This window comes from Olivibacter sp. EAT-5 (assembly GCF_044784325.1).
GTDB classification, from domain to species: Bacteria; Bacteroidota; Bacteroidia; order Sphingobacteriales; family Sphingobacteriaceae; genus Olivibacter; species Olivibacter oleidegradans.
Genome location: NZ_CP173028.1, coordinates 5,988,306 through 6,003,709, shown reverse-complemented (window position 1 = coordinate 6,003,709; position 15,404 = coordinate 5,988,306). Strand labels below are relative to the sequence as shown.

At 43.8% G+C, this 15,404-nt stretch carries 11 protein-coding genes and 2 tRNA genes; 8 read left to right on the top strand and 5 right to left on the bottom strand.

Annotated elements, in window-relative coordinates; all coding sequences use genetic code 11:
- Positions 1-54 precede the first annotated feature (54 nt).
- Together ACH11B_RS25155 and ACH11B_RS25150 are read left to right on the top strand one after the other, a co-directional pair.
- Positions 55-453, top strand: a complete 399-nt coding sequence (locus tag ACH11B_RS25155; protein WP_377611008.1) for a hypothetical protein — start codon at positions 55-57, stop codon at positions 451-453.
- Complete coding sequence (locus ACH11B_RS25150; RefSeq protein WP_377611006.1) at positions 446-4,783, top strand: phage tail tape measure protein; 4,338 nt, start codon at positions 446-448, stop codon at positions 4,781-4,783. The genes ACH11B_RS25155 and ACH11B_RS25150 overlap by 8 nt, the downstream gene beginning before the upstream one ends.
- Before the next feature lie 51 nt (positions 4,784-4,834).
- Here ACH11B_RS25150 and ACH11B_RS25145 read toward each other — a convergent pair whose 3' ends face one another.
- A complete protein-coding gene (locus ACH11B_RS25145; protein ID WP_377611004.1) occupies positions 4,835-5,875 on the bottom strand; it encodes a serine protease in 1,041 nt (346 codons plus the stop codon).
- A gap of 106 nt (positions 5,876-5,981) precedes the next feature.
- Here ACH11B_RS25145 and ACH11B_RS25140 point away from each other — a divergent pair, with 106 nt between their 5' ends.
- From ACH11B_RS25140 to ACH11B_RS25115, 6 genes are all read left to right on the top strand, one after another.
- Positions 5,982-7,793: a hypothetical protein gene (locus ACH11B_RS25140; RefSeq protein ID WP_377611002.1), complete on the top strand. Its 1,812-nt coding sequence runs from the start codon at positions 5,982-5,984 to the stop codon at positions 7,791-7,793.
- A 77-nt stretch (positions 7,794-7,870) separates the two neighbouring features.
- Positions 7,871-8,155, top strand: coding sequence for a hypothetical protein (locus tag ACH11B_RS25135; RefSeq protein ID WP_377611000.1), 285 nt, complete (start codon positions 7,871-7,873; stop codon positions 8,153-8,155).
- 2 nt (positions 8,156-8,157) lie between these two features.
- Positions 8,158-8,886 carry a hypothetical protein gene (locus ACH11B_RS25130; RefSeq protein WP_377610998.1) on the top strand — a complete coding sequence of 243 codons (729 nt, stop codon included), beginning with the start codon at positions 8,158-8,160 and terminating at the stop codon, positions 8,884-8,886.
- Positions 8,887-8,888: 2 nt separating this feature from the next.
- A complete protein-coding gene (locus ACH11B_RS25125) occupies positions 8,889-10,118 on the top strand; it encodes a hypothetical protein (protein WP_377610996.1) in 1,230 nt (409 codons plus the stop codon).
- Positions 10,115-11,983, top strand: a complete 1,869-nt coding sequence (locus ACH11B_RS25120; RefSeq protein ID WP_377610994.1) for a hypothetical protein — start codon at positions 10,115-10,117, stop codon at positions 11,981-11,983. Before ACH11B_RS25125 ends, ACH11B_RS25120 begins: the two co-directional genes overlap by 4 nt.
- A 1-nt stretch (position 11,984) precedes the next feature.
- A complete protein-coding gene (locus ACH11B_RS25115) occupies positions 11,985-12,830 on the top strand; it encodes a hypothetical protein (RefSeq protein WP_377610992.1) in 846 nt (281 codons plus the stop codon).
- Positions 12,831-13,188: 358 nt separating this feature from the next.
- Here ACH11B_RS25115 and ACH11B_RS25110 read toward each other — a convergent pair whose 3' ends face one another.
- The 4 genes from ACH11B_RS25110 to ACH11B_RS25095 all read right to left on the bottom strand — a co-directional run bounded on the left by ACH11B_RS25110 (position 13,189) and on the right by ACH11B_RS25095 (position 15,368).
- Positions 13,189-14,445 carry a tyrosine-type recombinase/integrase gene (locus ACH11B_RS25110; RefSeq protein WP_377610990.1) on the bottom strand — a complete coding sequence of 419 codons (1,257 nt, stop codon included), beginning with the start codon at positions 14,443-14,445 and terminating at the stop codon, positions 13,189-13,191.
- A gap of 124 nt (positions 14,446-14,569) precedes the next feature.
- A tRNA-Leu gene (locus ACH11B_RS25105) sits at positions 14,570-14,655 on the bottom strand.
- 51 nt (positions 14,656-14,706) lie between these two features.
- Positions 14,707-14,779, bottom strand: a tRNA-Gly gene (locus tag ACH11B_RS25100).
- A 100-nt stretch (positions 14,780-14,879) separates the two neighbouring features.
- Positions 14,880-15,368 (bottom strand): regulatory protein RecX, encoded by a 489-nt coding sequence (locus ACH11B_RS25095; RefSeq protein WP_377610989.1) that lies wholly within the window; start codon positions 15,366-15,368, stop codon positions 14,880-14,882.
- Positions 15,369-15,404 lie beyond the last annotated feature (36 nt).

The window sequence follows — 15,404 nt, the reverse complement described above, 5'->3', positions numbered from 1 at the left end:
GTCCTTTCTACCCCCAAGCCCTTAAAATACCTTAGCTTATACATTAGTATAGCTATGGCATCAACCTCAATCGTTAAAACCAAATTCATTCAGAACGTGCTGAATGATGAAGGTGACCGCTTCATTAAAAACCAAACCTTTGCGATCCGGGCTAAGCTCAACAAACGCTCCGGTACACTGCTTTCCGAACGCACTAAACACGTAAGCTCGACCTCAACTATGCAGGCTAGGCTAGGTCTTAGATTCCCCGAATACCTGCGTTTGCTTGACCTACGAAAACGGACGAAACGGAAAGGATCCAGAGGGACCGACGCGAAAGGATATCGTATCTACAACCGATTTGCCCAAGGTCATTATTACTCCATTGCCCGTCGACTTCAAAACGATTTTACACCGGAGGTACAACAGGTAATACGCAATAGCTGGGGAAAGAGAGGAGGCGGCAATGGCTAAGTCGAAACTGAAATCGGAAGATTTGATGCTCAATATTATCGTTAACGGTAATAAGGCGCAAAGCGATATCGCGAAATTGGGCAGGGAGATACAGGATGCTAAAACCAAAACACGCGATCTTGAACGCCAGCAAAAGGAGCTGGAAAAGCAAGGTAAACGGGATTCGGATGCATACCGGCAACTTACTGCCGAAATAAATAAAAACAACCAGGCAATCGATCAAAATAGACAAAAGCTTGCTGCGTTGAACCAAAGCCTTAAACTGGAAGAACAAACCGAAAAACAATTAGAGGCACAGCTTAAAAACATTATTCGTCTGCGGAAAGAAGCTGTCCCTGACTCCGCTCCATATAAAGCTTATTCTGATCAGATCGAGGCGATAAAGAACCGGTTGGCCGAACTTAGAAATGGTGCTAAGGAAACGGACAGCGCTTTCGAACGGTTAAGTAATGGTTTTCAAAAGTACTTTGCGATAATGACGGGCGCTATCGCTTCTTTTATCGCTTCCTTATCCAGTATTAAGAAGGCGGTTGAAGATTATGCTGCATTTGACGACGTGCTTGCCAGTGTGCAGAAAACAACCGGATTAACGAAAACAGCGGTAAAAGAACTAAATAAGGAACTGACCGAAATTGAAACCAGGACAAGTCAGGAAGATCTTTTGGGACTTGGACGTATTGGAGGAAAGCTTGGTATTAACGAGTTAGACGACCTTGCCGGATTCGTAAGGGCGACCAATCAAATTGTTGTTGCACTTAACGAAGACTTAGGAGGCAATGTAGAGGAGACGGTTAATCAGCTCGGTAAACTGGTCGATATCTTCGGATTGAAGGAAGTGTACGGCATGGAAGATGCTTTGCTTAAAGTAGGGTCTGCTATTAATGAGCTGGGGGCAAATAGTACGGCTTCAGAAGCCTATTTGGTTGACTTTACCAACAGGATGGCCGGTATTGCGCCAATTACCGGGCTGACCATAGATCAGATACTTGGTCTCGGCGCTACTCTGGATCAGTTTGGGCAGTCTTCCGAGGTGTCCACCACGGCTTTAAGCAAGCTGTTCATCAAAATGGCGCAGGAAGCCGATAAATATTCTCGCTACGCGGGCATGAGTGTCACCGAATTTAAGGATCTCTTAGAGAAAGATTTCATGGCCGCTTTTCAACGTGTATTGGAAGGTGTTCGCGGCAATGCTAACGGCATTAATGAATTGGCCGCTAGCTTAGGGGATCTTGGTGTTGACGGTGGTCGGGTGGTTGCAGTCTTGGGTACACTGGCCAATAATACCGATGCGCTTCGTACGCAGTTGGATTTAGCCAGTGTGTCACTGAGGGAAGGAACTTCTATTACGAAGGAATACAACACCATGAACGAAACGGCAGCCGCCGAGTTGGATAAGAAAAAGAAAGAAGTAAAGGCGCTATGGGTAGAACTTGGGGAGCGGCTATGGCCTGCTTACACTACCGGGTTGGGTGTTCTTTCTTCGTTTATCCAGGCCGTAAAAACGATCATTGGATTTGTTGCTGAAAACCGCAAGGTGATTATTACCCTCACAACTGCTATTGTGTCTTATTATGCCACTGTTAGGTTAATGCAGGCATACCGTTTTGCTGTGATAGCCTTGTCTTTTGCTTATGAGACGCTGTTTGGAAGCGCAACAAGGGCTGCTGCCGCTCAAAAACTAAACAATACAGCCGCGGCTGCCGGACAGGTAATTGTAACGGCTTATAGGGTTGTTGTTCTTTCTTTTGCCGTCGCGTACAATGTGCTAACCGGTAACATGGCAAGGGCGGCAGCTGCGCAGCGGCTTCTTAATGCGACCATGTTGGCCAACCCGGTAGGAATCGTAGTAGCTGCTGTAGCAGCTTTAAGCACTGCTATTTATTTATATACCCGTAGAGCCACAGAAGCCGAACGAGTTACTAAGCTGTTAGCAGATGCAAACGGGGAAGTAGAAAAGGCTGTTTCAGCTGAACGATCTGAATTGGAGCGTAATACGAAAGCCATCAGTGACAATACGCTTACACGTGATGAAAAACTCACAGCCGTTAAAAACCTGCGCGCATTGATGCCTGACGTATTACAGGATTATACCAATGAAGAGATATTGGCAGGTAAGGCAACGGAAGCTATTGCCAGACAGACCGAAGCGTTATTGCTACAGGCGAAGGTCAGAGCGGGTCAGGGTGTTTTGGCTAAGCGATATGAGGAGCGGGCCGAGTTGGTTGAGCGTAGAAGGCAAGGTCTTGCCGGAGCATCCATGTGGGAGCGACTTACGGCCGGATTTAGGGCCACGAACGGAAAGTCGACGGCTCAAGCCTATGAAGAGATGTTGGACGAGCAGATCAAGATAATTGATGAGGCCAATGATGTGTTTGGAGAGGAAGTTTTGAAAAGCCAGGCTAAACTGAATGCCATGTTGGTTAAAAGGCCTGATCCGTTAGTCGTTGGCTCTGTAACTCCATCAGGTGATGGTTCGGATTCAAAAGCTAACAAAGCCCGTCTTAAAGCGCTTGAGGAAGAGCAAAAGAACTATAATGAGCGGTTAAAGGCCGCTAATCTGTTCCGTGAAAATCTAAGCGAGCTGACCGATCAGCAGCTTCAGCAGCTGCTTGCTTTGCAAAAGCAGCATCAAACCAAAATGGATGAAATCAACAAGCAATTTGGTCATTCAGAAAAAACCATCACCCTTACTGCTCAAGTTGAAATTGATAAACGTGCTAAAGCTTACGAGACGGAGCAAAATCGAATTATCGCTTCCCAAAAATCAACAATAGAACAGGAGAATGATGCTCATCAATTACGGTTGGAGAAGGCGGGATTGGCTGGTAAGCAGCGTGAAGATTTAACCGCACATCAGCTTAAGGTTTTGGAGATATTGGAGCAGACGCATCAAGCGAATCTTAATAAGCTTGATGCACAGGCAATGAAGAAGGAGATCGAAGAAAGGCAGCAAAATTTCCAAAACGAGCTTTCGGAAATGCGGATACGGAATAATGAAGAGCTTTCGCAGGTTAAGACTCTTGCGGACGCTAAACTTAAGTTAGAAGGTTCTGTTTCTCCAAAGGTCTTGCAGCAGGTAAAAACTTTGCAAGAAGCCAGAAAGCTACTTAATAAGAAATATCAGCAGGAAGAAAATGAACTGACAAAGAAAAACCTCGAAGCGCTATTAAGTGATTTACAAACAGTATTAGATACGGGCGAATGGAAGGGTATTGATTTATCGGATAAAATAATAAGTGATGAAGAAAAGAAAGGTTTGATGGACAAAGTAACCGAGATCAAGAAGATATTGGCCGGTCTTCTTTTAGAATCACTCCCAGGTAAAGAAGAGAACGATTATGGTAACATGGATATTCTAGGAATGACAAAAGATCAATGGTTAGGTTTGTTTAAAAATCTGGATGATACTAAAAGAACGTTTCTAGAGGTAATGGCTGTAGCGCAGTCATTTCAGCAATTGTGGGGACAATACAATCAAATGGTCTCTGCTGGCGAAAAAAGGGCGCTACAAGAGTTTGAGCAGGCTACACAAAAGAAAAAGGACGCATTACAGGCACAGCTTGACAGTGGTCGTATTTCTCAGGAGGCATATAACAAGCGTGTCGAAAAGCTCGATAAGGATCTTGACAAGAGGCGTGCTCAAATGGAGTACAACCAAGCCAAGCGCGACCGTGCTTTAGCGATCGCTTCGGCTATTACCAATACAGCCGTAGCTGTTACTAAGGCGTTACCCAACCTTTTCCTTGCCGCCTTGGTTGGTTCAATGGGTGCACTGCAGTTAGCCACAATCCTTAAAACGCCTTTACCTGCTGTACCGGGTAGAGAAGAGGGGGGCTTTGCTGTTCAGCGTGAACAAGATGGTAAAGTGTTTAATGCCCGCCGGTCCCGTAAGCGAATGGGTATGATCAATCGACCTTCTATCCTGGTGGCTGAGAATGGCCGAGAATTCGTGCTAAGTAATCAGGCGGTCGAAAATCCCGAACTGCGGCCGTTGATAAGTGTGATCGATACCGCGCAGCGTAACGGTACCATCAGTACCATTGGCATGGAAGATGTAATGGCACAAACCATGGCGAACCGAACGATGCAAGGCCGTGCATCTGGTGGAACTTATTCCGGAGATCCTGTTTCCTCTGGTTCGTCAACTACTGGATCCGTCAATCCATATGAAGCCACAAATGAACTGCTTCGGAAAAACCTTGAAGCAACGGATAGGTTGAATGAAACCATCAAGAGAGGTATTACCGCCGAAGTTGCTATACTTGGTAAAAACGGTTTTCGCGAAAAAATGAACGAACTGACTGCGATTGAAAAGGATGCAAACATTTAGGTGACTCGGCCATCGAAGACCCGATGGCCGAAATATTTTATTGTTTTACAGTTAACCGTATACTTTTTGTAGTTCATCGATGGGTATCGCGGCATAGTATGGTGGTTTTCCTTTCTCTTTAAAATCATCTTTATTGAAAAATTCATTCGTTACAACACCTATAACATCACCGTATTTATTTATTAATGGGCTGCCTGAATTACCAGAAGAGGTCTTTGCCGAGAAGATAATGAATTCACCTTGTTCGCTATAACTGGAAACCGAGGCATTCACCTCTCCGACATGCGACGACATTGGGGTGAACCGAGAATTCACTTCACCTTTGTGAGCAATAAGATAAGCATCAGCTGTCATTGGTATACTAGGAAAGCCTATAGTCAATACTTCATCTAGCACATTAAATCCGTGAGCTGCCAAGAAAGGTGATTCGAAAATATCTGTCTCTTCAAAGTCAATAACTACAATATCTCTTCCTGTTTTATGATACGTTATGTCTGTTGTAGTTAGAAAGGTGTCGTCATCTAAAGAGAACTTAAGATCATCCATTTGCACGTTGTGAAGGCATGTTACGATTCGCTTTTGTCCGTCGAAAGCAAGAACGAACGCCGTTCCAATTTGATGTATTCCATTAATTTTTCCCGTCACTCGAAGTACACTGCTTTTATACCGGTCAAGGATCTTAGGAAATCCAAAGATTAAATTTATAATCGTTCCTCTATTTAAAACAAACAAACCCTGATTTGTAATTTTATACCGAATGTCAGCAGGCCTGTTTGTTCCTGTTGCTATAAGAGGGTCTTGCCTTACAATTAAATCATGAGCTTCGAATTTCTCTATAATTTTTAGAAAGTACGGCATCTGAATACCGCCGACCTGAGGTGCTAAATGTGTGGCGATCTCTTGTATACTCAATCCAAAGTAGTTAAATTCCTGGTCAATCTTTTCCGTACTGAGCTTATTAGCGATGATTATTTTCCTCATTATACTGTGCTCGTAATAGAGCTTGTTATAGAGCTCGTTGTTGGTGACAATATATCCGAATACCTCAAGGGCTTTTTCTACAAGAAGTTCAACGTTCGATGGTGTAGTCATAATATTTACAAGTTTTGTTAAATGTAGTGAGAAAATTTGAGCTGAAAAACCTACGTCCTTTCTCCACACGCCATTCCAGCATACCTTCGAATAAAACATCGAAAGTATGCTGGAAATTATCATTAACCGTGAACCCGTCGACATTCCCGATAATGTTCAGATAGCCCTGACTATCGAAAATCCGTTCATGCTTCAAGATCGGACACCAACACCTTACTCACTTAACTTCGACCTTAATCCTACACCACGCAATCTCAGGCTGTTTAAGTACCCTAACCGTATCACCGCCAAATCTGTTTATACAGAGTTGGACTGCGTGATTCGCTTCCGATCCATCAATATCGCTACGGGAGTTATTAAACTTAACAACTTCGATCAAACCTTGAAGGTCAACTTCAAAGGTGTAAGCATTGCGGATACCCTTAGAAAGAATCTGTATGAGCAATCGCTCGAAGCGTACAAGTTCGGAACGGGCACAACACCGCCATCACCCATCGACTTTACAACGGGTGCTGGTAAGGATTATGCTGACTTATGGCAGGATGCGAAGAATTATCCGTCCGCTTATCCATTCGCTATCGGTCCAGTACGTTATGCAAGCGGTGAGTGGTACTTGTGGGAGCGTTCGGCCCGACCTGGTTCGCCCCCCGCAGTCATAAAAGGAATGCCGGATATATCGTCAGCCGCCATGTACTTCAATTTTTTCGTTCCCACTACTGGAAAATGGATGCTCGAAGATGGCGACGACCGCTTTCACTCGCCTATTTATCCATTCCCTTATGTACATTATATGTTCGACACGATATTTGGTAACACCCTTCGATCAAATCCGTTTAAGAACGGAGACCTAAGTAAACTGGTTACCTTTGCTTCTTATCATCCTAACTGGCGTGGCGCTCAGTACCAAACACGCCTCCGCATGAACGGTATGCAGGTGGATACCAAACCGGATGTTGCTCAATATCCATTTCATGTATACCTGGAAACGAGGCTTCCTAAGATGGGCGCGAATGACTATGTGCGCGAAATGTTAAAAATAATTTGCGGTACCTTGTTTTCGCGTCGTGGTAAGTGGGAGGTAAAGCTTAATGATGAAATCTTGGCATCAACTGCCGTGGACGATTGGGATGCAAAGCTAATCAATAACCTAACGAGCACCTTGCAAAATAAGCAGGCATACAATTACGGATATGCTGACGACAATAGCGACGATACGACGACAGCCGATCAGACCGTCACCAGTGTCCAGGCTATTTATGATCAAACTTTGACTGAAGGCGGATCCCGTGATTATTATGTGTCCACCACGGGTGAGCGTTATAATAAATCAATAGAAGACGGACAGGCTTACATTACACCTCTTACTTATAACTTTGGTAAGTATGATAGCGAAGATTCTGACGAAAACAAGTTCGATATGAATCCGTCAATCGTGCCTTTGCCAATGACGGTCGACTATTTCTGGGACGTCAAGAACCTGCCGAATGGAACAAACACACCGGACAATATGTATTTCTGGCATGTGCCTTCCTATGGTGGGGATAGGTTAGTACGTCCTGAGCAGGTTAATGTGTTGCTGTTTCACGGCATGAAACAGGGCTTCAGGCCGGAAGACTCTTATCCTTTCCTATCGCCCTACAACTATGATCTAAAAGGCAACAAAATCGCCAGCTTCAATTTACGATGGGAAGGAGAGGAAGGTTTATTGAACACCTATCATCAACGGTATAAAGCTTGGGTAGAGAAGGATAGAATGAAAATAAGCGGTACGTTTCTTTTGTCGCCGCTCGATCTGCACCAGCTCGACCTAAGCAAAAAGAAGTATGTCAAGGGGCGTCATTTCTTCGTGGAGAAAATAAGCCTTACCATTCGGAAGAATCGAATAGACCCGGCACAGGTTGATCTTTTGGAGGCTTAGCTAGTCGTTTAGTGCCTGTCCTTTCTAAACCTATAGCCGTAAAGTAGCTTCGCTAAAGAAACGGATAAATAAAGAACATGCTTAAAAAATTCATTCTCGAAAACATTAGGAAAGAACCGGCAATCGTGCTTTTGGCAATCATGTTCTTCTACTTTATCTATAACGAAATGAGCAAAAGCAAGGCTGAAACAAATTGCGAAGTGAGGCTCGATAAAAAGGATAGCATCATCGTGGCACAGCAGAGTAGGTTGTTCGATATGATACTTAAGCAGAACGAATACAAAACGAACGCACGGGCAAGCGACTCCCTTTTACGCGAAAAAACGGAGCCACAAGTGAAACAAATACTTAATGAAAAATAGCTATGAAGAATTTTATTTTCGCACTGATCGTTGTTGCTCTGGGCGTGAGCAACGTGATATCCATAAGAAGTTGTTCGTCCGAACGGAGGGACAAAGAGCAGGCAGAGAAGTTTATTGAGCGGATGGCTCAGGGAGGCATAGCAGCTCCATTGGCGCCTGTCGATACGGTTAGAGACTCCGTTAATGGTGTCAATCTGAATGTTTATAAACCGACTGTGCACAATGGCGAAAATGTAGCGGACAGCTACGCGATATCGCCCGGCTTCGTTGATAGTCTCCAGATGGCCCTTGATAAATCCGTGTCTTCAGGAAAGGCGAAGGACCGGGAAATCCTAAGTCTAAGCAAGATGAACGTAGCCTTACAGGCTCAGTTGCAGGGGACCTATTCGCGCGACACGCTCGGTAGGTTGTGGGCAACTGCAAAAGATGATGTGTTTAATGTTCGATTCAATGTCGATAGCGGTCGTTTTGATATTGGGGCGAATATACCATTGGCGTTTGCTGATTACACCGTCGGCAGCGGATGGTTCAAACCAAAGAAGTTTTATACAGCAACTTACAGTCCGGATAACAGGATCCAGTTTAATAATGTTTATACCGTGAGGAGGAACCCTGACTTTAAAAGAAGTCAATGGAGTCTGGGTGCGACATTCGGCCCAACTGTTACGCCTGATGGGTTTAATTATCTAGGTATCACCTTTGGATTTCAATATCGAATTAAAGAGTTTTAAGTATGCCGATCATTCAGAAGCCGGAAGCATTGAATCACTCGGCCACCTTGCCGGACATAATCTTGGAAACATCCGACGCCGTTGATTTTGTTCTGAATCGTGGAGCCGACACTATAATAGAGGAGAGGTACTATCCAGATGGGAGCAATCGCATTAAGATTAGGCTGCGCGATCTGATTGACGACTTGATCGGCCCAGCAATGCCATCTTTCGATCAAGATTTGACGATTCAGTCCGATAACTTAGCCGATTTTGCGAGCACCGTAAATGAAATCAGCGGTTACAACTACACGGCGAAGAGCAATATCATATACGAGAGTACTCAGATTAGGATTTTGAACATGGACGATGAGGAGGAGTGGTTAACTATATCTCCACTTGGTACGATCTCGTTCCAAGCAAAGCGAATTATTAGCGCAAACTCTAGAATTGTTGTCACGCAACTGGATCCTGTATATGGAACGGAGATGTTTACCTTCAGCGTCATAAAAGGTTACCTGCAACGCCAACCGTTCAACCTGGATTACTTTCTTAAGAGCAATTGGCTGACACAGCAGCCGCGAACAAAAATCCTCAAGCTTCAGGATCCCGAATGGCTTAACTGCTACACGCCTGTTGCCTGCTCTGTAAAAGTACAGGCAACTTATGACGATGACACGATGCAGCGTTACGACCTAGTTGAACTCGATGCAGAAAAGTACTACTCGATTGACGTTCGCCCCGGTCGAATCGCGTCGATGTCCGTTAAAAAGCTAGTGGCTTATGAAGTATGGACGGAGGCGGGCGGAATCCAAACCAGGTATAAGCAAGCTTATTGGATTACTGATCAGTATTACGATTATTACGATGTTTTCCTATTCGAGAATCGTTTTGGAGGCATCGACTCAATAGTGTTCACCGGGCAACTTACGCGCAGAGATTCGATTGTAGTTGAAAGTGCTGTCTTTGACGAAGAAACTTTCGATTATTTTGTGGATCCGGACTTAACGATCGAGAAGCACACCGGATACTTTCTTTCACCACAACACCGAAACCATGCGCTCGACTTCCTTAGAAGCAAACAGAAGTACCATATCGTCGGTGGCAAGCCGGTACGAATAAGCGTAAGCGCAACACAGTACGAAAGCATCGACGGCCAGTTGAACAGCTTTCCCTTTACCTTCCGTTATTCGGACGTAAAAGATAACATACCAAACCTAGGCACAACCTTAAACAACCTTACCATACAATGAACATCGTTAATATCAAACCAGACCTAAATGCGCTAGAAAAGCCAACGGACTACAGCAACCTGTACCTGCCAGCTCAGCAAGGCTTCGAAGAAAAGTTTCGTGGACTTCCTTTGTACGATCTCCTAGTTGAACTTATTTCGCGTCTCCCAGAAGGCACGCTCGGTTCGTTCTTCAAAGGAGAACCCGCCGCTGATTTTAATCCAGGCATACCAACATCTCCCGTTATTTATAAAGCGCGTGCCGGCATGACCTATCAACACTTTCTGGATCAGAACGGGCAGCCCATAACTATACCGACAAAAGTTGGAGAACAGTGGGTTTCTTCTCCCTATCTGGTTTGGAAAGATGATTATTGGATCACCGATTGGACTTTGGTTGATAAACCGGATTTGAGTGGTGAGTATGTGCCGGTTTCGCAAAAAAACGCCCCTAATGGTGTTGCCGCTTTGGATGAGAATGGAAATTTGTCCGGATATACAACTGATGAAGATTTTTCACCTGTAAAGCAATATGTAGAAACTATTCAACCGGTGTTAATGGCTACTGACATAGATGGATACATAATGGCTTTTATAGATTCTGAGAACCATTTGCTTGGAGGATGGCGTAGTGATGGTAGCTTCGACGTGCCTAAGCTGTTAGATTCCAGCGTGTCATTTTCTAAACTTAATGCAGACGCAACCGATTTAATGTTACGGCCGATTAATTCAGATACAGGATATATTGGCGGATGGTTCGATTCTGAAGATCGCATACTTTTAGGAATAAAGAGCAACGGAGAAGTGTATATACCTAATATTTCTACTGCCGATGGCGCGAGGTTTTTACAACTTAACGCCGAAGATACTGGATATATTGGCGGATGGTTCGATGCTGAAAACCGCATACTTTTAGGAATAAAGAGCAACGGAAGGGTGACGTTTCTAAATGAAGATTTGGAAGACTTGAAGATTAGAGTGGCTACATTGGAGAACGGAGAAACCGGGATAAAGGACGTTATATGTGTAGGAGATAGTCTTACAGCTGCGACTTATCCGTCACAACTTCAAATCTTACTTGGAGAATCTTACAGAGTTGTAAACAGAGGTGTGGGGGGTGAAAACGTGCCTACAATAGCCGCTAGGGTTGGAGCCGTTCCAGCGGTTTTATCCGGGGACGTTATACTCCCTGCTCTATCTACTGATCGGGTAGAGATTGCTAACTATGCAGCCGTTGAGAATAGGTTGAAAAATAAATATGACGGCAGAACGATAAATTGGATACGTTCTCCAACTAACACCCTTAATTCAGTCTATGTGGCTGACATAGAGTGTAACCTAATTATCGAGGGAGCAAATCCAGATGGTACCGTTAGCCCTGATGCAAAAATATACTTGCGCAGATTGGTTAATAGCGACAGTCCAACGCAGCTTAAAGCGGGGATGCCTATATACCCGGTTACAGCTAAATTATATCGAAAACCATATGCTGGGGTGTATTTTATTGGACAGAATAGGGGTTATGACGTAAACGGCGTAGATGATAACGCAGTCCTCGTTGCCTATTACCGAAAGCTGATAGACTTTCTTGGAACTCCAAATTATCTTGTGGTAGGTCTACATACTCAATCGGAGGCTCAACGAGCTGATCTCGAAGAGTTGATGTTAAAAGAATTCGGACTTCGTTACATAAACCTGCGGGAATACATGACGTTGTATGGGCTTGCAGACGCCGGACTAACGCCTACATCCGAAGATATTGCTGCTATGGCGGAAGGACGTACACCTCCTAGTCTTATGACCGATGGAACGCATTTTACGCCAAAAGGATATTCCTTACTGGCCGCGCTGATACACAAAAGAATGAAACAATTAAATATAGCTTAATATGGCAAATGGACTTATGATCAAGTTATCTGTAGCAGCTACAGATAACACTTTACCTAAAATACCCGTAGTTCTTAACAACGGAAGTATAGTACTCGTAGACAATAACAAGGACATGGTAAATATAAACTCTTTGAAGAGCAATGTCGATGCCGCAACGTCCGGTGTTGTACAGGTGCCTCTAGTGAACAGAGCGGCAGATTACGCGTCCGCTCTTGGAATTAATACGCCAACCGTTAGGATTGACGTGGAGTATAACAAAAAAATAGAATTGTCCCAAACGACTGCAAAAGGTGGGTTGCACATCTCCGTAGGTGCAAGTGCCGGCATGACTTCAGCTGGCGCAAAAATATCCATTGCCAGTACCATTGTGAGTTATTTGTCAGCCAATAGAACACACAATATGTTTGCAAGTATATGGGGTAGGACGACAAGAGCCGGAAACGTCGGGCTTCAATACCCGCTAAACTTAGGGTTTAATGCTAACAACAATTTTATAACTGTAAACGGAGGTCAAACCAGTTCACCGGGAAGAGGCGATTTAGGTGTCGATCGATTGGGTGATACGCTTACTTTGGGTATGTTTAAAGCAACAGCTGCCGGGCCATTCAATCTAAGAAATGCCGAACAATCTGATATAATTAATCCATGGATCATGTCTTGGTCCCAGTTGATGTCCCTTCCGGGCGATTTTGTTGCACCCGGTTTTATTGTGTATAGACTTTATTTAGAGGATTTAACAGTTTCAGGAAGAACTTATGCGCAAGCCAAAGCAGACGATGACGCCCTTTATTCTTACGCAATAACTGGAAGGCTTGCCGGAGATACTTGGACTAATCCTAGCTAACAATGCAAACCACTGCACTAAACATCAGTCAAGTATCTCCGAATGTATGTTGTGGTTTAAACGATTTGAATAATGCTCCAACTCTACAGAAATAACACCCCTTCGGAAACCCTCCCGTTAACACGTGATGTTCAATACCAACAGAGCGAGCATAAAATAGTCAAGTATCTCCGAATGTATGTTGTGGTTTAAACGATTTGAATAACAATTAGTGATGGGAAAAATAATCTCCGAGATAAAATAAAACGCCCCAGCGTCTCTTTAGTCTCTCGCAAGAAAAAGAGAAAATGCACCTACATTCTGCCGAGGGCTTTGTTGCGGACGTGATAGCAACGGTGTTCACTAACGAAAGGGTTCACTAACGAAAGCTTATATCCTCAAACCCTTCCTGTATCTCCAGAGCCTTCTTCACCATATATTCTCGATCTAGGTGGGCATAGCGAGCGGTTGTTTCAATCTTGCTATGCCCCATTACTTTTTGCAGCGCAAATAAGTTTCCGACAGTGGTCATAAATAAATATCCGTAAGTATGCCTGGCGACATGCGCGGTAAGGTTCTTTTTTATTTCAGCTTTTGCGGCCAGTTCCTTAAGTGTACGGTTGTACTCAACTTTTGATGGCAACGTAAAGAAGGTTTTAAGCGAATCGTCAATATAGAATTTCGCCATCGGTACCAAGGGAACGTGAACAATTTTAGGCTTTCGCTTGTGACCTTTGTACATGGTGAATGTCAGCATATTCTTTGTTACCATCCAGTTTTTTCCGGCTCTGTAAACATCCGATATACGAAGGCTGGTAAAGCAGGTGAATAGAAAAGCCTTTAATACATTGAATTGTACGCCCGTAAGCAATCGTTCATCATAGATCATCATAAGCCTTCGGAGTTCATCCCGATCAAGAAAGATGGTTTCCTCTTCCGGTTTTGGGTTTGGAAATTCGATAGCATCCTTGTCAACGGATATCGTCACCTCATCATCTGCCAAATTTAGATAGTGCTTTAGGTCTTTTATTTTTGTCCAGGTTGTGCTTACCCTCAAACCTTCACCGCCAAGGTCCTTATCCTTTCGCATCCACGCTTTGAAGGTAGCCATCCATTTCGTGTCGATCTCATCAAACCGTACTGCCGGTTGATATCGTTTGATGGTATAGATCGTACTGCCTACATTTTTGTAAGTCTGTTCTTCGATCAGGCGCTTTTTTAATAGATACCTTCTGGTGTGCTCCATGTACGCAATCAAAGATGTCCGGACATTTTTTAATCCCGTCTCGCGGTGGAATGCCGACAGTGTTAATCTTTTCCTGGCTAACCGATAATTTTTGGCAATCTCGTTGTACTGCGCACGGTCGTCCATGATCATCATGTTGAAATCGTTAACGTCCGGATCCGATTTAAACCGGGGCAGCAACCGGGAGCCTTCCAAGTCGACCTTATCGACCGGCCATTTGATATGTAATTTGATTTCGTCTGTCTCACGGGAACCCGTGGACCCGATGTACACCTGAATGTAAAGCGAAACTTCGCCGCTAACAGGAATGTACTGCTTGTTGTACCATAGTTTAGAAGAAAATGTAAACATGGAGTTGGTAGAATCTTTGCGTGATAAATGTGCCTTCATGTGGTTTTGTAGCAATTTTGTAGCAAACCACAGGAAAACGTTAATTCTACCAAGGGGAAATCCCTCTTTTTGATTGGTTAAAGCCACTTCCGAAGATTTTTCCGTCTCCGGAAGTAGACCTCTGTACCTAGGGCGGGAATCGAACCCGCACTCGCTTTAAGGCGAACAGGATTTTAAGTCCTGCGTGTCTACCAGTTCCACCACCTAGGCAGCTATACTAGCTTTTAAAATTAAAATCCTTTCTCGAGAGAAAGGATTCGGAGCGAAAGACGAGGTTCGAACTCGCGACCTCAACCTTGGCAAGGTTGCGCTCTACCAACTGAGCTACTTTCGCTTGTTTCGATCTTTTTGAGACCGTTTTTCCGTTTTGGTGATGCAAATATAGGCAGTTTTCAATTTCTGGCAAATTATTTTTTAAAAAAATGTAAAGTATTTTATAAGTTATTGTTAGTCAGTATATCAAAAATAAAGTCGTTTTCATAGCCTTTGGACAGTGCGTACTGAGCCAACTTATTTCTTCGTTTATAAGGGTCTGATTCTTTCAAATGCGCTGCTTTTTTTTCTAACAATCCACGCAACTTATCATAATATGCTTGTTGGTTGATTTGGTTCAAAGCATCTTGAATAAGTCGCTGTGAAATTTGATGCAATTTTAGTCCCTGTCTGATTTTTATCTTACCCCAACTTTTGATCGTAAACTTTCCCGAAGCATAGGCTAAAGCAAAGCGTTCTTCGTTTAAGAAATTTTCGGTAATAAGATCAGCAATAATTTCTTCAACATCCACTGGATGAAGCCCCCAGCTGTAAAGCTTATCACGCATTTCTTGTTGGCTCCTTTCTTGATAGGCACAGTAGCTTTCCGCTTTTGATTTGGCCTGTTGTCTTGTCAGCTTTTTTTGTTTTATCTCTTTCTCGTAGTCCATACTTCTAAAGTCGTAAAAAATTGCCGTATTCCTAAA